We start from the raw sequence: 23369 nt of genomic DNA on the forward strand, positions 1-23369 counted from the left end.
GTGAGAAATCCCTGCACAGCGCCCTCGGGCGGGAGGAGCCACACCGTCATGCCCATGCTGCTGATCAAAGGTTCGTACGAGATCCTCGGGACCGACCCGGACGGGGACACCATCCACTTCCGGCCCGACAACCCCGACGAGTGGGACCTCATCGGCGGCCCGCGGAAGGTCAAGCGCAACGCGGCGGGCCGCGGGAAGCTGCGCCTGGAGGCCATCGACGCCCTGGAGACCCACTACTCACGGACCGGTCCCACGGTCCATCAGCCGCTCGCCCTCGCCAACGCCGCCCGGGACGCGGTACTGGAGTGGGTCGGCTTCACCAGCGTCACCCGGGGGCCCGACGGGCTGGTGACGGCCTCGACCCCGGCGAGCGTGCCCGGCTTCGTCCTGACGCGGAGCGTCGACATCAGCCGCCGGTGCATCGCCTTCGCAGGGCGGGGCGAACCGCCGGCCGCCAGCGGGACCCAGGTGCTCGTGGACGTGGCCATGCTGGAGCTCACCCTCAACCACCACCTGATCAAGGAGGGGCTGGTGTATCCGCTGTACTACAACACGCTCTTCCACGACCTGCGCAACGCGATCACCACCACGGCCCAGAAGGCACGGACCGCCACACCTCCCAAGGGAGTGTGGGCCGAGGACTCGACCGTCAGCGGAGCGACGGTCACCGGCATGACCTCGATCACCGAGCACGAGGTCATCTTCCCCAAGCTCTTCCGGCGTCTGGTGGACTACCTCAACCTCGGCGACACCGACCTCTCCGGCTTCCCCGCCTACCTGGACCAGCAGGCCGACAAGTTCCTCATCCTGCCCACCGGCCAGTTCACCACGGGCCTCGACGAGGTGGTCCAGGTTTCCGGCACCACGGTGAAGATGACCCGCAACCCCGAGGACCTCGTCTTCGACGAGGACTGAGCGGGAGACGACCGTCATGACCGACGCCACGGACTTCCGCGCCCTCTCCGAACTCCTCACCGGTGAACCGTCCCTCGACCAGGCAACGGCGGACGCTCACCGCACCCACCTCGCAGCCCACTACCCGGCAGCGCTCCCGCGCCTGATCGAGGCCTACCGGACCGCGTCGGGGCAGCCCGACCCCGGCGCCGCGCTGTTCGCCGCCGTGAACGCCGCTCCGGAGCTCGCCCGCATCGCCCGGGAGACCCTCGCGATCTGGTACACCGCCCAGTTCACCCGGCCCGACAACACCCAGGCCGGGCCCGCCACGCCCGGCCTCTACCGCGGGGGGCTGGTGTGGCAGGCGATCCGGGCGTACCCGATCTCCGCCGCTCCTTCGCCCGGCACCTACGGCCACTGGGCACAGCACCCCTGAAACGAGGACAGCCGGATGGACTCCACCCCCTACGACGTCGTCATCGTCGGCGCCGGTGTGGCCGGCGCCCTGGCCGCCTGCCGGATCAAGGAAACCAAGCCGCATGCCCGGGTCCTGCTCCTGGACGCCGGCGACAACAGCCTCACCGAAGACCAGCGAGCCGCGTTCGTCGACTCCTACCAGGTCTCCGAGACCAAGAACGTCCCCTCCCCCTATGCGGCTCTGGGCAACAACAAACACGGCTGGGCGCCGTCCTCCGACAACACGGGCGATCCCGTCGCGATGAACCGCTACTACGTGGAGACCGGGCCCGACCTGTTCAAGAGCGGCTTCACCCGCATGACCGGCGGCAGCACCTGGGCCTGGCGCGGCAACACCCCCCGCTTCCTGCCCAGCGACTTCGAGCTCAAGACCCGCTTCGGCATCGCGGTCGACTGGCCGCTCACCTACGCCGACCTGGAGCCTTTCTACGCACAGGCGGAGGAAGAGCTGGGCGTCTCCGGCAACCGCGAGGAATGGGACCCGCTCACCCCGCGCAGCACCGACTTCCCGATGCCCGGCATCGTCGCCAGCTATGGTGACGAACTCGTCCGGGCCGCCCTTGCCACCATCGACCCGATCGACGGCACCCCCGTCACCCTGGTGACCACCCCGCAGGCCCGCAACTCCCGGACCTACCAGGGCCGCAGCCCCTGCCTGGGCAACGCCAGCTGCATCCCCGTCTGCCCCTCCGGCGCCAAGTACGACGCCTCCGTCCACGTCCGCCGGGCCCGCGACGTCCTCGGTGTCGAGGTGCGCACCGGCTGCACCGTCACCCGGCTCGTCCCGCGCCCCGGCAACGCCGCGCCGACCGTCGTCCTGCGGGACTGGACCACGGACGACCGGGCCGAACAGCAGGTCGACGGCAACCATGTCGTACTGGCCCTGAACGCGATCGAGATCCCGAAGCTGTGGTTGATCTCCGGCCTCGACAACCGCAGTGACCAGGTGGGCCGCAACCTCATGGACCACCTCACCGAAGAGGTCGTCGGACTCTTCGGAAAGCCCGTCTTCCCCTTCCGCGGACCGCAGTCGACCCTGAGCATCGAGACCTTCCGCGACGGCGACTGGCGCCGTACCACCGGCGCCTTCCGCATGACGGTCGGCAATGACGGCTGGGGCCGCTTCGAATCCCCCTCGGCAGCCCTGGACAAGCTGATGTGGGATCCTGCCGGCCAGCGCCTCAAGCGCTACGGCCAGGACCTGCGGGACAAGCTCGCGGACCGCGTCACCCGCATGATGCGGATCGGCTACTCCACCGAACAGCTCCCCGACCCCGCCAACCGGGTCACCCTCTCCGACCAGCGCGACGCGCTCGACGTCCCGCGCCCCAAGATCGCGTTCAAGGTCGACGACTACTCCAAGCGGGCCCTGGCCTACGGGCATTCGGTGGCACGCCGCATCTGGCAGCACATGGAGGACACGTCGGGCGCCCGTGCGGTCGAACCACTGCAGCCGACGCTGAAGTTCAACGGCGCGGGCCACCACATGGGCACCACCCGGATGGGCACCGACCGGTCGACTTCCGTGGTCGACGCCGACGGCCTCTCCCACGCGCACGCCAACCTGTGGGTCGTCGGCTCCTCCGTCTTCCCCACCGGCAGCACCGCCAACCCCGCCCTCACCTTGGCCGCGCTGACCCTGCGCACCGCGGACAAGCTCGCCTGCGCACTGTGACCGCGCCACGATGACCGTGACCGCACGACTGGTCGTGGCCCGCCACGCAGAAGCCCGGTGCAACGTCGAGGGCCGCGTCGGCGGCCCCCGGACCTGCACCGGGCTCACCGACGCCGGGCGCGGCCAGGCGGCGCTCCTGGCCGCCCGGCTCGCCGCCGAGCACCGGGACGGCGGCCCCGCCTTCCACGCCCTGTACGCCGGCCCACGCCGCCGCGTCCAGGAGACGGGCGGGATCCTCGCTCCCGCACTCGGCCTTCCCCTCACCGTCGATCAAGGCCTCGAAGGTCCCGTACACGGAGAGGCGGACGGGCGGCTGTGGCGGGAGGTCGAGGACGCCTTCCGAGGCGCCCCGCACACGCACCCGGACCGGTCCTACGCCCCCGGTGCGGAGACGTGGCACGCGTACCTCGCCCGGGCCACGGCGCACCTTGCCGGACTCCTGCGGCAGCACCCGGGGCGAAACGTCCTGCTCACCGCCCACGGCGAGACCGTCCACGCGGCCTGCCACCTGCTCCTGCGGATCCCCTTCGGGGCGAGCGGCGCGGTCGGCTTCGGCACGGGCCACACCGGCCTCACCCGCTTCGAGCACCGCCGCGACCGCTACGGCAACGGACGCTGGGTGCTCACCGCCCTCGACGACACCAGCCATCTCGTGCCGCACCCGCACTAGGCCGTCTCTTTCGGATCCTGGCAGCGTCCTGTCGATCAGGCCCGGCCCTCGACGCCCGGCCACGCCGGGGCCGGGATGCCGGCCGGCTGGACCAGCCAGCCGAAGGCGCCCAGCCCGGCGCGGTCCGTGAGCTCCGCCGCCTCACCGGCCGAGGACAGGGCCCGTACGTAGGCCACCGGGTCCGTGGAGGCCAGGGCCAGCGGGGGCCGGGCCCCCGAGACGCCGAGCGCGGCCAGGGCCTCGCGCTGGGTCAGCAGGACCGCCCCCGGGCCCGCACAGGAGTCCAGGGCCACGTGGGCGGTGACGTCGCAGGAGCCGTCCGGCACCGGCGGGACCTCCCGGCCGCCGCGGAAACCCGTCAGCGTGCCGTACGGGGGCCGTGCGCCCCGGGTGTGGGCGTAGTCCACCGCCACGGCCAGGCCCCGCTCCAGGGTCCCGGCGGCGGCCGCCCAGGCCTCGTCACGGGCACGGCCGATCTCGGCGCGGCCGCCGCCGGGCCACCACCGCTCCAGCCAGGCCCGGTCCGGGCCGTCCAGCGGGCCGCCCGCGCTCTCCGTACCGTCCGGGGCGACGAGCACGTAGTGCCCGTCCTCGGCGACCTCCAGCGGCACGTTGTCCAGCCATTCGTTGGCGAAGAGCAGCCCCCGCGCCCCTTCGGGCGGGGCCGTGACCCAGCGGATCCGCGGGTCGAGCCCGGCGGGCCGCTCCGCCCGTTCCACGGCGTACGGGCGCACCCGCGCGGCCGTCTGCGGCTCCAGCGCGGCGAGCACCCCGGTCAGCAGCTCCCCCCGCCCGGCCCCGACGTCGACCAGGTCCAGCTCCGCCGGGTGCCCGAGCTCGGCGTCCACCCAGCGCAGCAGCCGGGCCACGGCCGCGGCGTACAGCGGCGAGGCGTGCACGGACGTACGGAAGTGCCCGGCGGGTCCCGGCCCGCCGGGCCGCACGTAGAAGCCGTCGGGCCCGTACAGCGCGGCCTCCATCGCACCGCGCCACCGGACCGGGGTCACGCCTTCACCCTGAGAGCTCACCGGACAAAGGGTAGGCTTCCGTCCACCCTGGGGAGTACGCCCCCGGCGTCAGGTTCGAACCTCTGGTTGACTCCAGCACCTATCTGCGTTCCCTACTCTGGGTTACGTGCAGCGCCTCTACGACTTCCTCCGCAGACACCCGACGGGCGTCGACAGCTTCTGGGCTGTCCTCCTCTTCGGGGTCGGGATGCTGCAAGTCGCCGACGACAGTTTCAGCAGCACCACCGCACGGATGCTCGCCGTCCCGGCGGTGGTCGCGATGAGCCTCGTGGTGGCCCTGCGCCGCAAGTGGACCCAGCCGATGTTCTGGCTGGCCGTCGGCACCGGCGTCTACAAGCTGATCGTCCATGCCGAGGTGAACAACGCCGACCTCGCGATGCTGATCATCCTGTACACGGTCGCCGCCTCGGCCGACATCTCGCGCCGGATGTCCCGTACCGCGTTCGCCATCGGATGCCTCGCCTCCCCCCTGTACGCCCTGCGCTTCGCGGTCGACAAGGGCAACCTGCGCGACAACTTCTTCTTCGTGCTCTTCGCCGTCGTCCCGTTCGCCCTCGCCTGGGTGCTCGGCGACTCCCTGCGCACCCGCCGGGCCTACTACGCCCAGCTCGTCGAGCGCAACCAGCGCCTGGAGAACCAGCGCGAGGCCCAGGCCAAGGTGGCCGTGGCCGCCGAGCGCGCCCGGATCGCCCGCGAGCTGCACGACGTCGTCGCGCACAACGTCTCGGTGATGGTGGTCCAGGCGGACGGGGCGGCGTACGTCATGGACGCGGCCCCCGAACAGGCCAAGGAAGCCCTGCAGACCATCTCCGGCACCGGGCGCCAGGCGCTGGCCGAGATGCGGCGGCTGCTGGGCGTCCTGCGCACCGGCGAGCCGCAGGAGTCCGAGGACTACGTGCCCCAGCCGGACGTCGAGCAGATCGAGGTCCTGGTCGAGCAGGTGCGGACGGCCGGGCTCGCGGTGGACTTCGAGGTCGAGGGCACGCCGCGGCGGCTGCCCAGCGGGGTCGAGCTGACGGCGTACCGGATCGTGCAGGAGGCCCTGACCAACACCCGCAAGCACGGCGGCCCCGACGCGAAGGCCAGCGTCCGGCTGGTCTACTTCGACGACGGGCTCGGCCTGCTGGTCGAGGACGACGGGCGGGGCGCGGCCCACGAGCTGTACGAGGACGGCGGCGCGGACGGCGCCGGACACGGGCTGATCGGCATGCGCGAGCGGATCGGTATGGTCGGCGGAACCCTGGACGCGGGGCCGCGGCCCGGTGGCGGCTTCCGGATCAGCGCACTGCTGCCCCTGAAGAAGAGATGACGAGGACGAGGTAACTGATGTCCATCCGCGTGATGCTGGTCGACGACCAGGTGCTCCTGCGCACCGGTTTCCGTATGGTGCTCGCCGCCCAGCCGGACATGGAGGTCGTCGCCGAGGCGGGCGACGGCCTGGAGGCGCTGGAGGTGCTGCGGGCCACGAAGGTGGACGTGGTGCTGATGGACGTCCGCATGCCCAGGCTGGACGGGGTGGAGGCGACGCGGCGGATCTGCGAGCCGGAGGAGCACCCGAAGGTGATCATCCTGACCACCTTCGACCTGGACGAGTACGCCTTCTCGGGCCTGAAGGCGGGCGCGAGCGGATTCATGCTGAAGGACGTCCCGCCGGGCGAGCTGCTCGCGGCCATCCGCTCGGTGCACAGCGGGGACGCGGTGGTGGCCCCGTCCACGACGCGGCGCCTGCTGGACCGCTTCGCGCCGATGCTGCCGACGACCACGCAGGAGCCGCAGAACAAGGACATCGAGCGGCTGACGGAGCGCGAGCGCGAGGTCATGCTGCTGGTGGCGCAGGGCCTGTCGAACGGCGAGATCGCGGCCCGGCTGGTCCTGTCGGAGGCGACGGTGAAGACCCATGTGGGGCGGATCCTGACCAAGCTGGGGCTGCGCGACCGGGTCCAGGTGGTGGTCCTGGCGTACGAGACGGGCCTGGTCCGCGCGGGCGGCGGCGGAGCCGGCTAGGCCGTCTCTTCCGGATCTTGCCGGTTGACCCGCAGGGCGTTCCACCGGCCGGTCGGCCGGGGGAACGCCCTGCGTGCGTGGGTGTCCGGCGGGGGCCGGGGTCAGCGGATGACGAACTCGCAGCCCGAGCCGGCGGGGACGGTGTCGAGGGCCGCCTGGTCGGCCACGAGGATGTCGAAGCCGGTGCCGCACATGATCCGGTCGAAGCCGCCGTTCTTGCTGACGAGCGTGTCGTTGCCGTCGCGCCCGTCGAAGGTGGTGGTGCTGCCGGTCGTGGCGTTCCAGCCGTCGGAGTCGGTGAGCCGGTCGGCGGCGGTGCCGCCGATCAGACGGTCCTCGCCCGGTCCGCCGTCCATGTCGGACGGGACCGCGGTGTTGTTGGTGGCGACGTCGTTCCCGTTGCCCAGGGCGGCCTGGATCCGGGTCAGACCGGTGAGCACACCGCAGCGGACGGTGTTGGGGCCCTGCTGGACACAGCCGGGGCCGGCCGTGACGGGGCTCGTCGAGTCGTTGACGAGGACGATGCCGCCGGTGCCGATGCTGAAGGTCACGGTGTTCTGCTCGCCGGGCAGGGCCGCGAAGCGGAGCTCGCCGCCCGACCGCATCACGAACGAGGGGTCGGCGGCCGCGGGGCCCGCGAAGGCCATCGTCATCGCGAGTGCCGCTGCGGCGGGGGCGGCCAGTCGTGCCAGGCGCGCGAGCCGTGAGGTGTTCCGGTTCATCAGTGGTGTCCCTTGGGGTGGCTGACGACGGATCAGGTCGAGGATCCGTCGCCCCCTTCGCTACCCGGAGTCACCAATACGCTCTTCTTTTCATCACACGGTTACCTCGTGTGCCGCAGCCAGCCCCTCGTCCGGCTCACGCACCCGGCTCACGCACCCCGCTCGGTCATCCAGCGGTCCGGACGGGCCGAGGCCCGGGAGGTGCGGGAGCGTGCGGCCTGGGCGTGCAGCAGGGCCGCGGCCTCCGGCTCCGGGCGGAGCCGGGCCGTCACGGTGCAGTTCGCGCCGGTGTCCACATGGACGTCGGCGACTCCGCGGGCGCGGGCCCAGGGGCCCTGCGTGAAGCGGACGCTCTGCACCTTGGCGTGCGGGACGACGTCCGTACGCCGGCACAGGCGGCCGTGCCGGGCGGCGAACACCTCCGGGGAGACCGCGAGGGCGTAGCCCTTCCACCACACCGGGACCACCCAGCGGGACCCGGTCCGCGGGGAACCGGAGAAGGACAGGGCCGCCAGGTCCACCCCGGGCAGCACCCGGGCGATCATGGCGAAGGCGGCGTCCTTGGATGCCACGGGGATCAGGACCGTGTTGTTCGAGCCCGCCACCTTCAGCTCCACCCGGACCAGGCCGCGCCGCCGCCACAGCAGCGGCTCCACGATCCGTACGTTCTGCACCCGCCCCGGCGGCACGGTCTCGTGGGCCCGGTCCAGCAGTCCGTGGTCCAGGCGCAGCCCGTCCGGGGACTCGGCGACCCGCCAGTCGTACTCGGTGAGGAAGCGGCCCGCGGTGCCCGCCCAGACCGCGCCGAGCATCGGGAGCACGGCGACGAGGGCCGCCCACGGGCTGGAGCTGACCCACCACACGACGACCGGCACGGTCAGCCCGGGGACCAGCAGGGCCCAGACGCCCAGGTTGAGCAGCAGCGACACGACGAGCTCGCGCGGGGTCACGCGCAGCAGTTCGCTCTCGGGGGCCTCGCCCAGCCTCACGGCCTCCTCGGGGGCGAAACCGGCCGCGCGGGCGAGGAGCTCGGCGCGCAGGGCGACGGCCTCCTTCTCACCGAGGAAGGACAGCTGGTCCTTGTCCTCGGTGCCGATGACGTCGAGCCGGAGGCTGGCGACGCCGGTCAGCCGGGCCAGCAGGGGGCGGGTGACGTCCACGGCCTGGAGCCGGTCGAGGCGGATGTGCGCGGTGCGGCGGAAGAAGAGCCCGCTGCGGATGCGCAGTTCGGTGTCGGTGATGGCGTAGTGGGTGAACCACCAGCTCAGGAATCCATAGGTGCCGAAGACCACGATCAGTCCCGCCACCGCCGCCACCCGCAGGAGGGCGGACAGGTCGGCCACCCATCGCCCGGCCTGGTCGCCCTGCTGGGCGATCACGCCGACGGTCGCGGCGATCGGCACCCAGGCGCGGCGCAGCGGGGTGAACGGGTGCAGCCTGCGCTCCACGGCGGGGCCGCTCGCGGCGCCGCCGCCGGCGGGGGTGGGCGCGGAATCGGCGGCGGGTCCGTCGGCGCCGTCGGCCGGGGCGGGGCTCACAGGCCCGCCGACCTTGCCTCGCCGAGGGCGGTCAGCCGGTCGCGCAGCCGCTCCGCCTCGGCCGGCACCAGCCCGGGGATCTTGGCGTCGCTGGCCGCCGCGGCCGTGTGCAGCTGCACCGAGGCCAGGCCGAAGCGCCGCTCCAGCGGGCCGGAGGTGACCTCCACCAGCTGCATCCGCCCGTACGGCACCACGGTCTCCTCCCGCCACAGCACGCCCCGGCTGATCAGCAGGTCGTCCGCGCGCTCGGCGTACCGCCAGGACCGCCAGTTCCGGCCGAGGAGCACCCAGCCCCAGGCCAGGACCGCGAGCCAGAACACCCCGAGGGCCGCCCACGCCGGGCCGAGCGTCAGCCCGGGCACGACGGCGGTCACGGCGGCGAGCAGCACCGTCCATATCAGCAGCAGCGTCCGCCGCAGCCTGAGCAGCCCGCCCGGCAGCCCGACCCATGCGGGTCCGTCCGTCTCACCCATCGTCCCCGTTTCCATGCGCCCACCCTAGGGCTGAGACAATGCCCGCATGACGGAGACCACGGTCGGTATCGGCGGAGCGGCGGAGAGCACCGACATGGTGCTCAACATCGGCCCCCAGCACCCTTCCACGCACGGCGTGCTGCGCCTGCGCCTCGTCCTGGACGGCGAGCGGATCGTCAGCGCCGAACCGGTGGTCGGCTACATGCACCGCGGTGCGGAGAAACTCTTCGAGGCCCGCGACTACCGGCAGATCGTGATGCTCGCGAACCGCCACGACTGGCTGTCCGCGTTCTCGAACGAGCTGGGCGTGGTCATGGCGGTCGAGCGGATGCTCGGCATGGAGGTCCCCGAGCGGGCCGTGTGGATGCGGACGCTGCTGGCCGAGCTGAACCGGGTGCTGAACCACCTGATGTTCCTCGGCTCGTACCCCCTCGAACTGGGCGGGATCACCCCGATCTTCCACGCCTTCCGGGAACGCGAGGAGCTCCAGGCCGTCATGGAGGAGATCTCCGGCGGCCGTATGCACTACATGTTCAACCGCGTCGGCGGCCTCAAGGAGGACCTCCCGGCCGGCTGGCTCGGCCGGGCCCGCGCCGCGATCGCCGACGTCCGGACCCGGATGGACGTCTACGACAAGCTGGTCCACGGGAACGAGATCTTCCGCGCCCGTACGCGCGGGGTCGGCGTCCTGTCCGCCGAGGCGGTGCACGCGTACGGGGTCTCCGGCCCGATCGCCCGAGCCTCCGGCGTCGACTTCGACCTGCGCCGCGACGAGCCGTACCTGGCCTACGGCGAGCTCCAGGACGTCCTGAAGGTGGTCACCCGCACCGAGGGCGACTGCCTGGCCCGCTTCGAGTGCCTGCTCGACCAGACCCACAACGCGCTCGACCTGGCCGTGGCCTGCCTGGACCGGATGGACGACCTCCCGCCGGGGCCGATCAACCAGCGGCTGCCGAAGGTCCTGAAGGCGCCCGAGGGGCACACGTACGCCTGGACCGAGAACCCGCTCGGCATCAACGGCTACTACCTCGTCTCCAAGGGCGAGAAGACCCCGTACCGGCTGAAGCTGCGCAGCGCCTCGTACAACAACATCCAGGCGCTGGCCGTGCTGCTGCCGGGGCAGTTGGTCGCCGACATGGTGGCGATCCTGGGCTCGCTCTTCTTCGTGGTCGGCGACATCGACAAATAGCCGCTCGCGTGGCAGATGCCCGATCTAGGGTGGTCCCATGATCATTTCTGGCATATACGCCGCGTACCTCGGGCGGATCGGCATCACCGAACCCGGATCCCCCTCCGCCGAAGGGCTGTTCGCGCTCACGCGGGCCCATCTGGAGCGGATCCCGTTCGAGAACACCGAGATCCAGCTGGGCCGGCCGCCGGGCATCGACCCCGAGCTGTCCGTGCGCCGCATCGCCGCCGGGCGCGGCGGCTACTGCTTCCACCTCAACGGCGCCTTCGCGGCGCTGCTGGAGCACCTCGGGTACGACGTGACGCGTCACGTCGGGGGCATGGTCGCGGATCCGGATTCCCAGGAGGTGAGCGGCGACCACCTCACCCTGACCGTACGGATCGACGGGCAGGCCTTCCTCGTGGACGTCGGCCTGGGCGACGGTCCGCCCGAGCCGCTGCCCCTGCGCGAGGGCACGTACGAGCGGGGCTTCCGGTACGGCCTGCGGCCGCTGGGCAGCGCGGACGGGCCCGACACGGGCTGGACCGTCCTCAACGAGGGCTCGCCCTTCCCCGCGATGAACTTCCGCTCGGCCCCCGCGACCATGGCCGACTTCGAGGACGAGCACCTGCGGCTGTCCACCGCCGAGGACTCCCCTTTCCTGCAGTCCTTCTTCATGCTGCGGCGCAACGCCGGGGTCATGAACCGGCTGCACGGCAGGATCCTGCTGACCCTCGACCCGCAGGGCGGCCGGGACAAGCGGGAACTGACCTCCCCGGAGGAGCTCTTCGAGGTCATGGCCACGGTCTTCGGGCGCGAGCTCGACGACCTGACGCCGGCGGACCGGGCCGCGCTGTGGGACCGGGTGCAGCGGGCGCACGAAGCCTGGCTCGCCTCCCAGCAGGACTGATGTCGGTGCGGCAGGGCAGACTGGGCGGCATGTCCCACTCTCCCCGCCGGGCCTGCCCCTCCTGCGGCCGCGACTGCGCCGTCACCGCCGGACGGATCGCCCGCCACGATCCGCCTTCCGGGCGGGGGCGCGGCGACCTGGTGTCCTGCCCGGGATCCCGGGCCCGGGTGGTGCTCGGTGCCTCCGCGCCGACCCTGGACGGCTTCGTACTGGCCGAACACCCCGGACAGCTCCCGCTGTTCTGAGGATCCGGGGAACCGGGCGCGGAGCCCGCGGGACGGGTCGCGTTCGCCGTGCAGTCGTCGCCGGAAGCGGTGGCCGTCCTGCTCGCCCCGGCCCGCCCCTGACCCCCGGCTGACTCCCCCGTCCGCACGGGGGACAACCCCCCGCGGCCGACGGGGGCCGCCAGGATGTCGGGGCGAGGCGGGCGTCCGTAGCGTTCCCCGCATGACGATCACGCAGCACAGCAAGCAGCAGCGCCGGCAGTGGCTGCGGCGCGGCTCCGCCGCCGTGGCCCTCGCCGCCGTACTCGGCGGGATCGCCGCGCCGGCGGCGCTGGCCGCACCCGCCGCACGGGTCGGCGCGTCCGCCGCCGCCCGGGGCGATCTGGTCTCCGTCGTCCCGCTGGACACCCTCGACCGCGACCAGGTCGTGGCCGAACTCGGCACGCTGGGCATCGACCCGGCGACCGTCCGGTACGGCGTGCGCGCCTACCGGCTGACCTACGCCACCGTGGACCCGCAGGGCCTGCCCACCACCGCGACCGGTCTGCTCGTCCTGCCGCGCGGCGGCCCGCACCGCCTCGACCTGGTCTCCGACACCCACGGTACGGTCGCCACCCGCGACGACGCCCCGTCCGGGGGCACCGGCTACAACCGGCTCACCCCCTACCTGCACGCCTCCGCCGGCCGGGCCGTCGCCGCGCCGGACTACCTGGGCCTGGGCGGCGGCCCGGGCAGCCACCCGTACATGGACACCCGGTCCTCGGTCACGGCCTCCGTCGACATGCTGAAGGCCGCCCGCACCGCCGCCGACCGGCTGGGCCGCCCGGTCGGCAGGGACGTGTACGCCACCGGCTTCTCCCAGGGCGGCCAGGTGGCGATGGCCCTGGGCCGCGAGCTCTCCCGCGGGCGGGACGGCCTGCGGCTGCGGGCGCTGGCTCCGATGGCCGGGCCGCACGACCTGCTCGGCAGCGAGTTCCCCGGGCTCACCGACGGCCGGGTCGATCCGCGCGTCGGCGTCTTCTACCTGTCCTACTTCCTCACGGCCCAGAACCGGCTCCACCCTCTCTACAAGGACCCGGCCGAGGTGTTCCGCGCGCCCTATGCACAGGCTGTGGAAGGCCTGTTCGACGGGAGCCGCCAGCCGCAGGACATCGTGGCCGCGCTCCCGGCGACGCCGCAGGAGCTGCTGACCCCGCAGTGGGCCGAGAACATCCGCAGCCCGCGCGGGGCCCTGCTGGAGGCGATACGGGCCAACGACGGCGTCTGCGACTGGAAGCCCGCCGTGCCCGTACGCCTCTACGCGGCCGGGGGCGACACGGACGTACCGATCGCCAACTCCCGGGCCTGCGCCGCCGATCTGGCCCGCCACGGGGTCCGGGCGAAGATCGTGGACCAGGGCCCGGACGCCGACCACACGGCCACCGCGGTCCGCTCGGCACCGCAGGTGGTCCGCTGGTTCGACTCGATCCGCCGGGCCCCCTCCAGCTAGGCGGATCAGGTGCGAGCCGCCGCCAGAGGCGCACCCTCGCGCCGGACTGGAACGAACGCTCTATCCGGGTTCGGCGGTAGGATCACGCCCATGGCAGCAGCAGCGACGACGACAGCACCCGGGACCCGCGACCGGCTGGTCCGCACCGCATCCCGCCTCATGCAGCACGGCGGATACGAGAACACCCCGGTCAAGCAGCTCGTCCGCGAGGCCGAGGCCACCCTCGGCTCGCTGTACCACTTCTTCCCGGGCGGCAAGCAGGAACTCGCGGTGGCCGCGATCCACTTCGGCGACGAGGAGTTCGCAGAGCTGCTCCGCGCCGGGCTCGCCGCCCACACCGACCCCGCGGAGGCGGTCGAGGGCGTGGCAGCCCTGCTCGCGCAGGCGCTGGAGGACTCCGACTGGCGGGACGGCTGCCCGGTGACGGCCACGGCCCTGGAGGCGGTCGGCCGCCTCCCGGAGCTCCAGACGGCCTGCGCCCAGGCCTTCACCAACTGGCAGCACCTGGTGGCCGCGAAGCTCCTGGCGTCGGGCTACCCGGAGCCGGAGGCCCGCGACCTGGCGATGACCGTGATCAACACCCTGGAGGGCGCCGAGACGACCTCACAGGTCAGCCGGAGCCGCACCCCGCTCCTGGTGGCGGGCCGGCACCTGGCCCGGCTGGTGGCCTCGTACCGGCACTGACCTCGGCGACCGGCCGGACAGGTGCGACAGAACCTAGGAGATCGCGGTCCGAAGGCGGGCCACGTCGATCGGCTCGGTCTCGTCATGCGCCGTCAGGTCGATGACCTGGCCCACCGCACGGGTCTCGTCCGTCGCCGGCTTGAACTCCGGCTCGGCCACGGCCTGGGCGGACTCGGCCTTGTGCACCGCGAGGGCCTCCGCGCCGACCACGTCGGCCAGGTCCTCGTTCTGCACCGCCTCGATCACCGCCCGGGCCTGCGCCGCGTTCTTGGTGCCGAAGAAGTCGAAGCCGCCCTCGACGCGCGAGGCGGTACGCCGCTGGGCCGCGTACGGGGCCACCGCGGCCGCCGGACGGCGCGCCGGGAGCGAGGGCGCGGCAGCGGGAGCGTGACCGCGGCCGGGACCGGGCTCCGGGGCCGAGGGCCCCGCGGTCAGGGCCCGCGCCTCCCGCCGGCGGGAGGCCAGCGCCTCCAGGGCCGAGTGGGCCCGGGCGTAGCCGACCGCCGTGGGCGCGCCCGCCGAGGTGCGCTCCTCGGTGACGGGCGGAAGTTCCTTCGGCGCGGCGGCCGGCGCCGCGGAGGCCTCGATGGCCAGCAGCCTGCGGCCCTCCAGGGCGCTGGCGCGCTCGGTCTCGGCGGTCGCGTACCGCCGCAGCAGCGCCGCGTGCTCGCCGCGCAGGCCCGCCAGCTCGACCCGCTTGGCGCGCAGCTTGGCGTCGAGCCTCGCCCGCAGCATCCGGGCCTCTTCGAGGTCGGATTCGAGCTCGGCTATCCGCTCGTCGGTCCGCCACTCGTCCTTGACCCGCTCGCGCGCGAGCTCGGCGACGCGGCGGCCCGCCGAGCGGTCCCAGGCGCGCATGACGACGGCGCCGGCGACCCCGGCCGCCGCCGTGACGGCCACGAGGAGCCGGAGCGCCATCGGTTCCGCCAGCAGCCAGGCCGCGCCGGCGGCGGCGACGGACACACCGGCCACGGTCGTCGGCGTGAGAAGCCGGTGCAGGGGTTCGGGATTGCGGTGGCGTCCACGGGGCATGGCCCGAAATTTACAGGGCATGGGGGTCCAGTGGGATACCCGCCCGGCAAACTCTTCTTGGCCAGTTGGGCCACTTTTCCCGATCGACCCCGTGCGCCCTACTTCTTCAGCAGGCCCTTGGACTCCAGGTAGGCCTTCGCGACGTCGGCCGGCTTGGCGCGCTCGGCGTCCACCTTGCGGTTCAGGTCGACCAGATCGGCCGTCGTGAGCGCCTTGGTCAGCTTGTCGAGCGCGGCGGCGACCTCCGGGGTTCCGGCGTCCTTGGCGTTGACCACCGGCAGGACGTTGTCGGCGTTCTGGAGCTTCTTGTCGTCGTCCAGCAGGACCAGGCCGAAGCTGTCGAGGGTGGCGTCGGTGGTCGTGGTGAGCACGAGCTGGTCGGCGCCGTCCTTGACCGCCTGCTTGGCCTGGGGGGTGCCGACGCCCTTCGGATCGATACCGGAAACCTGAATTCCGTACGTCTTCGTCAACCCGGGAGCGCAGAAGGGCCGGACGCTGCATTCGTCGCCCGCCGCGATCTTGACCTTGAGCCCGGACTTACCGAGATCGGAAAGCGTCTTGAGGTTGTTCTTCTGGGCGAATTCCTTGGTCACGGCGAATGCGTTCTGGTCGACCGCCTCGCCGGCGGCCAGCGCCTTCAGGCCCAGCGGGGTCGCGAGCTTCTCCAGGCCCGCCACCGTCGCCGCGACGTCGCTGGAGGCGACCGGCTTCTCCTCGGGCGCCTTCGGACCGTTCACCTTGGCGTTGAGGAATTCCGCGAGCGTGGCCGCGTACTCCGGGACGACGTCGATCTCGCCCTTCTCCAGCGACGGCTCGTAGAGCTCACGGTTGTTGACCGTCTTGACCGAGGTGCTGTAGCCCGCGTCCTTCAGGATCTGCGCGTACAGCTCGGCCAGCACGTTCGACTCGGTGAACCCGGCCGCGCCGATCACCAGGCTGCCCTTGCCGCCGCCCGCGGACGAGGAGGAGCCGGCGGAGGCCGAGCCGCCGTCCTTGCTCTTCTCCAGGCTGTCGCCGCCGCACGCGGCCAGCGACACCGTCAGGGCCAGGGCGCCCAGGGACGCGCCGAGGACGCGCGTGGTCTTGGTCATGGAGGTACTCCGTTCGAGGCGATGGACAGGAATCAGCGGGACGCCGCCGCCCGCGGCAGCAGCAGCCGGTCCGCCGCCACCAGCGCGCCCTCGACCAGCAGGGCGAGTGCGGCCACCAGCAGGGCGCCCGCGACGACCTGCGGGGTGTTGTACGTGTTGAAGCCGGCGGTGATGATCCGGCCGAGGCCGCCCTGGCCGACCATGGCGGCGATCGTGGCCGTGGCGATGACCTGCACGGCGCCCGAGCGCAGCCCGGTCATCACCATGGCGCGCGCGAGCGGAAGTTCGACGCGCAGGAAGAGCTGGATCCCGGACATGCCCATGCCGCGGGCGGCCTCCACGACCGAGCGGTCCACCTCGCGCATGCCGACGTAGGCGTTGGTCAGCAGCGGCGGAACGGCGAAGAGCACGAGCGCGGCGATGGTGGGCAGGTAGCCGGCGTTGCGCAGCGGGGAGACCATGAACAGCGCCAGCACCGCGAAGACGGGGACGGCCCGGCCGATGTTGGAGATGTTGATCGCGAGGGTGCCGCCCTTGCCGAGGTGGCCGAGGAACAGGCCGATCGGCAGGGCCACCGCGCAGGCGATCGCGAGCGCGACCGCGCTGACGTAGACGTGCTCGCCGAGCCGGTGCCAGACACCGCTCTCCCCCGACCAGTTGGCGCCGTTCGCCAGCCAGTCCCAGGCCCCTCCGATGACGCCCACGGAATCAGGCCTCCTTCGCCGGAACCGGAGAAGGAGCGGGAGCCCCGGGCCGGGCGCCGGCACGCGCGCGGGTACCGGCACCGGCCCGGGTCCACGGGGTGAGCAGCCGCTGTACGCCGAGCAGGAGCAGGTCGGCCACGAGCGCGAGCAGCACGCACAGCACCGAGGCGGTGAGCACCTGGGCCTTGAAGGAACTGTTCACGGCCGGGGCGATGAGATTGCCGAGGCCGCCCTTGCCGACGATGGAGCCGACCGTGGTCAGCGCGACGGTCGAGACCGTGGCGATCCGGACCCCGGCGAGCAGCGCGGGCAGCGCGAGGGGCAGTTCGACCTGCCACAGCAGGCGACCCGGGCCGTACCCCATGCCGCGCGCGGCCTCCCGTACGTCCTCAGGGACGGCCTCCAGGCCGGCCAGGACGTTGCGGACCAGGATCGTCAGCGAATACAGCACCAGCCCGGTCACCACCAGCGCCGCCGAGAGCCCGAAGACCGGCAGCAGCAGGGAGAACATGGCCAGCGAGGGGATCGTGTAGAGGAGGGTGGTCAGGCCCAGGACGGGCGCCGCCCAGCGGCGGCCGCGGCGGGCCAGCAGGGCGAGCGGCACGGACACGGCTATGCCGATCAGGACGGACACGCCCGTGATCCAGATGTGTTCGAGGGTGGCGTCGGTGAGTTCCTGGGAGCGGGAGGTGACGTAGTCCCAGCAGATCCAGTCGTTCGCCACCAGGCAGTTCTGCGCCGCCATACCCCTCACCCCCCGTCATTCGAACGCACGTCTTCACGATCACCCGTCACAGCGACCCTAACCCCCGCCACCCTCAATGGCCGGAATCCTTCGCAGTGGGGCAACACGCCCTTCACAAATCAGCGGCCGCCGTGCGGAAAGATGGGCTTGTGATCCGATTCGAGCATGTGACCAAGCGCTACCCCGACGGGACGACAGCCGTCGAGGACCTGTCCTTCGAGGTGGCGGAGGGTGAGCTGGTCACGCTCGTGGGACCGTCCGGCTGCGGCAAGACGACCACGATGAAGATGGTCAACCGGCTCATCGACCCGACCTCCGGCCGGATCCTGCTGAACGGCGAGGACATCGCGGCCGCCGATCCGGTCGAGCTGCGCCGCCGGATCGGGTACGTCATCCAGCAGGTCGGGCTGTTCCCGCACAAGACGGTGCTGGAGAACACGGCGACCGTGCCGCAGCTGATCGGCACCCCCAAGGCACAGGCCCGCGCCCGGGCGGCCGAACTGCTGGAGCTGGTGGGCCTGGACCCGTCCGTGTACGGGGGCCGGTACCCGGAGCAGCTGTCCGGCGGGCAGCGCCAGCGCGTCGGCGTGGCCCGCGCGCTCGCCGCCGATCCGCCGGTGCTGCTGATGGACGAGCCGTTCGGCGCGGTGGACCCGGTGGTGCGCGAGCGGCTGCAGAACGAGTTCCTGACCCTGCAGAGGACGGTGCGCAAGACGATCCTGCTGGTCACCCACGACCTGGAGGAGGCGATCCGGCTCGGCGACCGCATCGCGGTCTACGGCAGCGGAACCATCGAGCAGTTCGCCCGCCCGGCGGCGGTGCTCGGGGCGCCCGCCACCGAGTATGTGGCCTCCTTCGTCGGCGCCGACCGGGGGCTCAAGCGGCTCGCGGTCACCGCGGTCGAGGCGGCCGACCTGGCCGCCGCTCAGGGGAAGGACCCGGCGGCCTCGGTGGAGCTGGGCTCGACGCTGCGCGAGGCGCTCTCCGCCCTGCTGCAGGAGGACTCGGGGCGGATCGGGGTCACGGACCCGGAATCCGGCGCGCTGGTCGGCGTACTGACGCCGGAGGGCGTCCACCGGGCACTGCGCCGGGCCCAGTTGCAGGAGGCGTAGGCCGAAGGAGACGGCCTCGGGGCCTCGGTCCGCACCGGCGGCCGGGCGGCCCCGGAAACAGCTGTGACCGGCCTCGGGAGGCCGGTCACGGGGTGCGTCGGGCGGTCGGGGGCGCCGGACGCCGGCGCACCGCGGGTCAGGCCTGGATGCGGCCGCTCATCCACATCAGCATCGGCGGGATCTCCCGTCGCCACGTGTTGAAGTTGTGGCCACCGCTGTCGAGGATGATGGAGGAGACCCGGTCCGGGCCCTGCACCTTCTTGATGAACTTCCTGGTGTCGGTGAGGTTCGGCTCGCCCTTCTCGCTGCTGGTCACGAGGAAGGACGTACCGGTCGGCTTCTTGTGCTCGATGCTGTGCAGCACGTCCGCACGCTTCTTCAGCTTCTCGTCCCCGTGGAACAGGTCACCGGTCGTCGGGTCGTCCGGGGCCTCGTAGTACGCGGACAGACCCGCGGCGGCGCCGAAGGTCTGCGGGTAGTGCGCGGCGATCTTCAGGGCGCAGTAACCGCCCGTGGAGTTGCCGATGAAGCCCATGTTCTGGGGCTTCTTGCCGACCCGGAAGGTGTCCGTGATGGCCTGCGGGAGGTCCTCGCCGAAGAAGGTCTCGGTCTGCGGGCCACCGGGTATATCGACGCACTCGGTGTCACGCGGCGGCGCCACGGTCGGGCGCAGCATGACCAGGATCATCGGCTTCATCTTGCCCGACTTGGACAGGCTGAAGGCCTTCATGGGGTAGTCGAGCCCTTTGATGAGGTTCTCGGCGGTGCCCGGGTAGCCCGTCAGGACGATGGACGCGGGGAAGTTCTGGTCCTTGTGCTGGGGCTGGAAGTACTCCGGCGGGAGCCAGACGTAGCCGGGGCTCGTTATCTTCGACTTCTGCCCGGTTATGGCAACCTTCAGGATCTGACCACCGACCTGGGGCTTGGCGCCACCGGGTACGTCCAGCTTCTGCTTGTCGACGACCTTGATGTCCTTGCTGCTCATCGAGTGGTCGACGACCTTGCCCATGGACGTCTCCTGACCGAGCAGGTCGGCCCAGGAACCGTAGAAGAGGAACGACTTGTTAGCCGCCAGCCCCACAGCCGAGAACAGCGCCAGCTGGGTCGCCAGCAGCAGCCCGATCCGGCCGGCGAACGCGCGCCAGGTGCGGCCCGAGAGCTTCGGCCAGAACCACACCGTGGCCGCGAAGAGCAGCACACCGGCGATGATGGCCAGCGCCAGAACCGTATTACTGGTGAGACCCATGAGCAGTCAGTCGACTTTCTGGTGGCAGGACTGTTTTTTTCCGGCGAAAGAGTGAACCCGCTCCTCGTCGATGTCGTCCTAAGGGACGCACCACACACCGGAGGCTGTCGCGGCCTTCGGCCACTTGATCTCTCGCGGAGCAACGGGAAGCGATGTCTAGCAGGATAGATGGCGATAAGTCGGGACAGGTTCCGAGCAGGGTCCGCCGAATCCTCCGAGGCCCACAGCCGGAGTCGGTGCCCGGCCTGGTAGGTACGGCCGTCATGATCGTCGGCCTTCTGGACATCGCGGCAGGGGTGTTCCCGCGTTTCCGGCACAGCCGGATCCACGCGCTGGCGGAGGTACTGCCGGTCTTCGGGCCGTTCGCAGCGGCCCTCGCCATCAGCGCGGGCGTACTGCTGCTGCTGCTCGCGCACGGCCTCAAGCGCCGCAAGCGCCGGGCCTGGCGGGCGGCGGTCGTGCTGCTGCCGGCCGGTGCCGTGGCGCAGTTCCTCTACCGGCACTCGATCCCCGGCGTGATCATCGCAGCGGTGCTCTTCGCACTGCTGCTGCGCCACCAGGGTGAATTCAAGGCGCTGCCCGACCCGCGCAGCCGCTGGAAGGCCCTCGCCAACTTCGTCGTGATGAGCGCCGGCTCCATCGGGCTCGGCCTGCTCATCGTGAACGTCCACCCGAACCGGGTCGTCGGCAACCCGAGCCTGTACGAGCAGATCACGCACGTCGTCTACGGCCTCTTCGGCTTCGAGGGCCCCGTCGACTACGCGGGCCAGGTGTCCTGGACCGTCGGGTACTCCCTCGGCGCCCTCGGCATGCTGACCGCCCTCACCACCATCTACCTGGCCTTCCGCCCCGAGCACCCCGCCGCCCGGCTCACCGCCGACGACGAGGGCAAGCTGCGCGAGCTGCTGGCCAAGCACGGCGGCCGCGACTCGCTCGGCCACTTCGCGCTCCGCCGCGACAAGGCCGTCGTCTTCTCCCCCAGCGGCAAGGCCGCCGTCACCTACCGCGTCGTCTCCGGCGTGATGCTCGCCTCCGGCGACCCCATCGGCGACGTCGAGGCCTGGCCCGGCGCGATCGAGCGGTTCATGGAGGAGGCCAAGGCCCACTCGTGGACCCCGGCCGTCGTGGGCTGCAGCGAGACCGGCGGCGAGGTCTGGACCCGCGAGACCGGTCTGGACGCCCTGGAGCTGGGTGACGAGGCGATTGTCGATGTCAAAGACTTCTCCCTCGCGGGCCGTCCCATGCGAAATGTCCGCCAGATGGTGAAGCGCATCGAGCGCAACGGCTACACCACCCAGGTGCGCCGGGTCAGCGAGCTGACCGAGGAGGAGCTGGAGCGGGTCCGCGGCGCGGCCGAGGCCTGGCGCGGCACCGACACCGAGCGCGGCTTCTCGATGGCCCTGGGCCGGGTCGGCGAGGAGGGTGACGGCGACTGCTTCATCGCCACCGCGCACCGCGTCGAGGAGGGCGACACCAGCCCGTTCGGCGACCTGAAGGCCGTCCTGCACTTCGTCCCGTGGGGCACCGACGGCATGTCGCTGGAGCTGATGCGCCGCGACCGCGCCGCCGACCCCGGCATGAACGAGCTGCTGATCGTCGCCTCCCTCCAGGCCGCCCCCGCCCTGAAGATCGAGAAGGTCTCGCTGAACTTCGCGATGTTCCGCGCGGCCCTCGCCCGCGGCGAGAAGATCGGCGCCGGCCCCGTCCTGCGGATGTGGCGCGGACTGCTGGTCTTCCTCTCCCGCTGGTTCCAGATCGAGTCGCTCTACAAGTTCAACGAGAAGTTCCGCCCCCGCTGGGAGCCGCGCTTCATGGTCTACCGCAACAGCCGCGACCTGCCCCGCATCGGCTTCGCCGTGATGCAGGCCGAGGGCTTCGTCACGGTGGCCCTGCCCCGGCTCTTCGCCAGCCGCCGCCGTCCCAAGCCGGTGCGCACCTGCACGCACAACCACATGACGACCGTGCCCAAGCAGCCGGAGCGCGAGGTCCAGGCGGCGTAACCCCCCGCACATGCCCGTCCAGGGCCCCGGCGGTCGCGAGACGCCGGGGCCCTGTCGTATCCAGGTCAGCCCTACCCTTGGACCTATGAACACGAAGCGCGGAGCCACCGGCAGGGGCCGGGTCGCAGGTCTGCCGGACTGGGACCGCTGCGCGGTCATGGGCGTCGTCAACGTCACCCCCGACTCGTTCTCCGACGGCGGCCGCTGGTTCGACACCACCGCCGCGGTCAAGCGCGGCCTCGACCTCGTCGAGCACGGCGCCGACCTCGTCGACGTCGGCGGCGAGTCCACCCGCCCCGGCGCCACCCGCGTCGACGAGGAGGAGGAGCTGCGCCGGGTCGTCCCCGTGGTCCGCGGCCTGGCCTCCGAAGGCGTCACCGTCTCCGTGGACACCATGCGCGCGGTCGTCGCCGCCCGGGCCGTCGAGGCCGGCGCGGCCCTGGTCAACGACGTCAGCGGCGGCCTGGCCGACCCCGGGATGATCCCGGCCGTCGCCGCCGCCGAGGTGCCCTTCGTCGTGATGCACTGGCGCGGCTTCAGCGCCGGCATGAACAGCCTCGCCGTCTACGACGACGTGGTCGCCGAGGTCACCGCCGAGCTGCGGACCCGGATCGACGCGGTCGTGGCCGGCGGGATCGCCCCCGAGCGGCTCCTCGTCGATCCCGGACTCGGCTTCGCCAAGAACGCCGAGCACGACCTGGCCCTCGTCGCCCACCTGCCCGAGCTGCGCGCCCTGGGCTTCCCGCTGCTGGTCGCCGCGTCGCGGAAGCGTTTCCTCGGCCGGGTCCTGGCCGGCGGGGCCGACACCACCCCGCCGCCCGCCCGTGAACGGGACGCCGCCACGGCCGCCGTCTCCGCGATCGCCGCCCACCAGGGCGCCTGGGCCGTACGGGTGCACGAGGTACGGGCGACCGCGGACGCGGTTCGGGTGGCCCGTGCCGTGGAAGGCGCACTCTGATCCGTACCCACCGACAAGGAGCACCGTGAGCAGAACCGACATCGAGGCGGTCGAAGAGGTCAACACGGCCTTCTACGAGGCAATGGAGCGGGGGGACTTCGACTCACTGTCGGCGCTCTGGCTGGAGGACGAGATCTCCTGCGTCCACCCCGGCTGGCCGGTGCTCTCGGGCCGCGGCGAGGTCCTGCGCTCGTACGCGCTCATCATGTCGCACACCGACTACATCCAGTTCTTCCTCACCGACACCAAAGTGGCTGTAATAGGTGATACCGCCCTGGTCACGTGCACGGAGAACATCCTCAGCGGCGGCCCCGCCGAGGACGGCGGGGAACTCGGCCCGCTCGTCGGTCAGCTGGTCGTCGCGACGAATGTGTTCCGACGCACATCCGAGGGCTGGCGCCTCTGGTCCCACCACGGTTCTCCCGTCCTCACGGAGTCCGACGAGGACGAGGACGAGGACACCTCCTGACCCCTCCGGCAGGATCCGGAGTATTTCGCAGGTAAATTCGAAGACGGACGACGCCG

24 protein-coding genes are annotated in these 23369 nt (G+C 72.0%); 15 read left to right on the forward strand and 9 right to left on the reverse strand.

The features are described 5' to 3' along the window. Positions 1-48: 48 nt before the first annotated feature. Genes KO717_RS16255 through KO717_RS16270 form a run of 4 tightly spaced genes read left to right on the forward strand, consistent with a single transcriptional unit; the run spans position 49 to position 3716 of the window. The gene (locus KO717_RS16255) at positions 49-915 is read left to right on the forward strand and encodes a nuclease (RefSeq protein WP_301368276.1); all 867 of its coding nucleotides are present in this window, start codon (positions 49-51) and stop codon (positions 913-915) included. 16 nt (positions 916-931) lie between these two features. Further along, positions 932-1330, forward strand: a complete 399-nt coding sequence (locus KO717_RS16260) for a sugar dehydrogenase complex small subunit (protein ID WP_301368278.1) — start codon at positions 932-934, stop codon at positions 1328-1330. Between the two features lie 15 nt (positions 1331-1345). Next, on the forward strand, positions 1346-3046 hold the full coding sequence (locus tag KO717_RS16265) for a GMC oxidoreductase (RefSeq protein ID WP_301368280.1): 1701 nt from the start codon (positions 1346-1348) through the stop codon (positions 3044-3046). A gap of 16 nt (positions 3047-3062) precedes the next feature. Beyond that, positions 3063-3716, forward strand: coding sequence for a histidine phosphatase family protein (locus KO717_RS16270; RefSeq protein ID WP_301368281.1), 654 nt, complete (start codon positions 3063-3065; stop codon positions 3714-3716). 35 nt (positions 3717-3751) lie between these two features. Here the strand turns inward: KO717_RS16270 and KO717_RS16275 are convergent, their stop codons facing one another. Then, complete coding sequence (locus KO717_RS16275) at positions 3752-4696, reverse strand: SAM-dependent methyltransferase (protein ID WP_301374561.1); 945 nt, start codon at positions 4694-4696, stop codon at positions 3752-3754. Positions 4697-4850: 154 nt separating this feature from the next. Here KO717_RS16275 and KO717_RS16280 point away from each other — a divergent pair, with 154 nt between their 5' ends. Next, positions 4851-6053: a sensor histidine kinase gene (locus KO717_RS16280; protein WP_301368283.1), complete on the forward strand. Its 1203-nt coding sequence runs from the start codon at positions 4851-4853 to the stop codon at positions 6051-6053. Positions 6054-6070: 17 nt separating this feature from the next. Further along, entirely contained in the window at positions 6071-6748 is a 678-nt protein-coding gene (locus KO717_RS16285; RefSeq protein ID WP_301368284.1) for a response regulator, read from the forward strand. A 101-nt stretch (positions 6749-6849) separates the two neighbouring features. On the opposite strand, the gene KO717_RS16290 is transcribed toward KO717_RS16285, so the two are convergent. The 3 genes from KO717_RS16290 to KO717_RS16300 form a co-directional block, all read right to left on the reverse strand. Continuing rightward, entirely contained in the window at positions 6850-7470 is a 621-nt protein-coding gene (locus tag KO717_RS16290) for a hypothetical protein (protein ID WP_301368286.1), read from the reverse strand. A 149-nt stretch (positions 7471-7619) separates the two neighbouring features. Further along, the gene (locus tag KO717_RS16295) at positions 7620-9008 is read right to left on the reverse strand and encodes a PH domain-containing protein (RefSeq protein ID WP_437184518.1); all 1389 of its coding nucleotides are present in this window, start codon (positions 9006-9008) and stop codon (positions 7620-7622) included. Next, positions 9005-9496, reverse strand: coding sequence for a PH domain-containing protein (locus KO717_RS16300; RefSeq protein WP_301368288.1), 492 nt, complete (start codon positions 9494-9496; stop codon positions 9005-9007). Before KO717_RS16300 ends, KO717_RS16295 begins: the two co-directional genes overlap by 4 nt. A gap of 31 nt (positions 9497-9527) precedes the next feature. Here KO717_RS16300 and KO717_RS16305 point away from each other — a divergent pair, with 31 nt between their 5' ends. From KO717_RS16305 to KO717_RS16325, 5 genes are all read left to right on the forward strand, one after another. Further along, positions 9528-10670 (forward strand): NADH-quinone oxidoreductase subunit D, encoded by a 1143-nt coding sequence (locus KO717_RS16305; protein ID WP_030727013.1) that lies wholly within the window; start codon positions 9528-9530, stop codon positions 10668-10670. A gap of 37 nt (positions 10671-10707) precedes the next feature. Beyond that, positions 10708-11559: an arylamine N-acetyltransferase family protein gene (locus KO717_RS16310; protein ID WP_301368291.1), complete on the forward strand. Its 852-nt coding sequence runs from the start codon at positions 10708-10710 to the stop codon at positions 11557-11559. A 29-nt stretch (positions 11560-11588) separates the two neighbouring features. Continuing rightward, positions 11589-11804, forward strand: coding sequence for a hypothetical protein (locus tag KO717_RS16315; protein WP_301368292.1), 216 nt, complete (start codon positions 11589-11591; stop codon positions 11802-11804). A gap of 202 nt (positions 11805-12006) precedes the next feature. Then, positions 12007-13272, forward strand: a complete 1266-nt coding sequence (locus KO717_RS16320; protein ID WP_301368293.1) for an alpha/beta hydrolase family protein — start codon at positions 12007-12009, stop codon at positions 13270-13272. Positions 13273-13362: 90 nt separating this feature from the next. After that, entirely contained in the window at positions 13363-13956 is a 594-nt protein-coding gene (locus KO717_RS16325; protein WP_301368294.1) for a TetR/AcrR family transcriptional regulator, read from the forward strand. 33 nt (positions 13957-13989) lie between these two features. On the opposite strand, the gene KO717_RS16330 is transcribed toward KO717_RS16325, so the two are convergent. From KO717_RS16330 to KO717_RS16345, 4 genes are all read right to left on the reverse strand, one after another. Next, positions 13990-14988, reverse strand: coding sequence for a hypothetical protein (locus tag KO717_RS16330; protein ID WP_301368297.1), 999 nt, complete (start codon positions 14986-14988; stop codon positions 13990-13992). A gap of 98 nt (positions 14989-15086) precedes the next feature. After that, positions 15087-16079 (reverse strand): ABC transporter substrate-binding protein, encoded by a 993-nt coding sequence (locus tag KO717_RS16335; RefSeq protein WP_301368299.1) that lies wholly within the window; start codon positions 16077-16079, stop codon positions 15087-15089. Positions 16080-16111: 32 nt separating this feature from the next. Continuing rightward, positions 16112-16783, reverse strand: coding sequence for an ABC transporter permease (locus KO717_RS16340; protein WP_301368301.1), 672 nt, complete (start codon positions 16781-16783; stop codon positions 16112-16114). 4 nt (positions 16784-16787) lie between these two features. Continuing rightward, positions 16788-17528 carry an ABC transporter permease gene (locus KO717_RS16345; RefSeq protein WP_301368302.1) on the reverse strand — a complete coding sequence of 247 codons (741 nt, stop codon included), beginning with the start codon at positions 17526-17528 and terminating at the stop codon, positions 16788-16790. 149 nt (positions 17529-17677) lie between these two features. On the opposite strand from KO717_RS16345, the gene KO717_RS16350 reads away from it, so the two are divergent. Continuing rightward, the gene (locus KO717_RS16350; protein WP_301368303.1) at positions 17678-18640 is read left to right on the forward strand and encodes an ABC transporter ATP-binding protein; all 963 of its coding nucleotides are present in this window, start codon (positions 17678-17680) and stop codon (positions 18638-18640) included. Positions 18641-18776: 136 nt separating this feature from the next. Here the strand turns inward: KO717_RS16350 and KO717_RS16355 are convergent, their stop codons facing one another. Continuing rightward, the gene (locus KO717_RS16355; protein ID WP_301368304.1) at positions 18777-19886 is read right to left on the reverse strand and encodes an alpha/beta hydrolase; all 1110 of its coding nucleotides are present in this window, start codon (positions 19884-19886) and stop codon (positions 18777-18779) included. Between the two features lie 152 nt (positions 19887-20038). Here KO717_RS16355 and KO717_RS16360 point away from each other — a divergent pair, with 152 nt between their 5' ends. The 3 genes from KO717_RS16360 (at position 20039) to KO717_RS16370 (ending at position 23313) form a co-directional block, all read left to right on the forward strand. Beyond that, positions 20039-21886, forward strand: coding sequence for a phosphatidylglycerol lysyltransferase domain-containing protein (locus KO717_RS16360; protein ID WP_301368305.1), 1848 nt, complete (start codon positions 20039-20041; stop codon positions 21884-21886). A gap of 85 nt (positions 21887-21971) precedes the next feature. Then, positions 21972-22844, forward strand: a complete 873-nt coding sequence (gene folP / locus KO717_RS16365) for a dihydropteroate synthase (RefSeq protein ID WP_301368306.1) — start codon at positions 21972-21974, stop codon at positions 22842-22844. Positions 22845-22869: 25 nt separating this feature from the next. Further along, a complete protein-coding gene (locus tag KO717_RS16370; RefSeq protein ID WP_301368307.1) occupies positions 22870-23313 on the forward strand; it encodes a nuclear transport factor 2 family protein in 444 nt (147 codons plus the stop codon). Positions 23314-23369 lie beyond the last annotated feature (56 nt).

The organism is Streptomyces xanthophaeus, assembly GCF_030440515.1.
Lineage (GTDB): Bacteria > Actinomycetota > Actinomycetes > Streptomycetales > Streptomycetaceae > Streptomyces > Streptomyces kutzneri.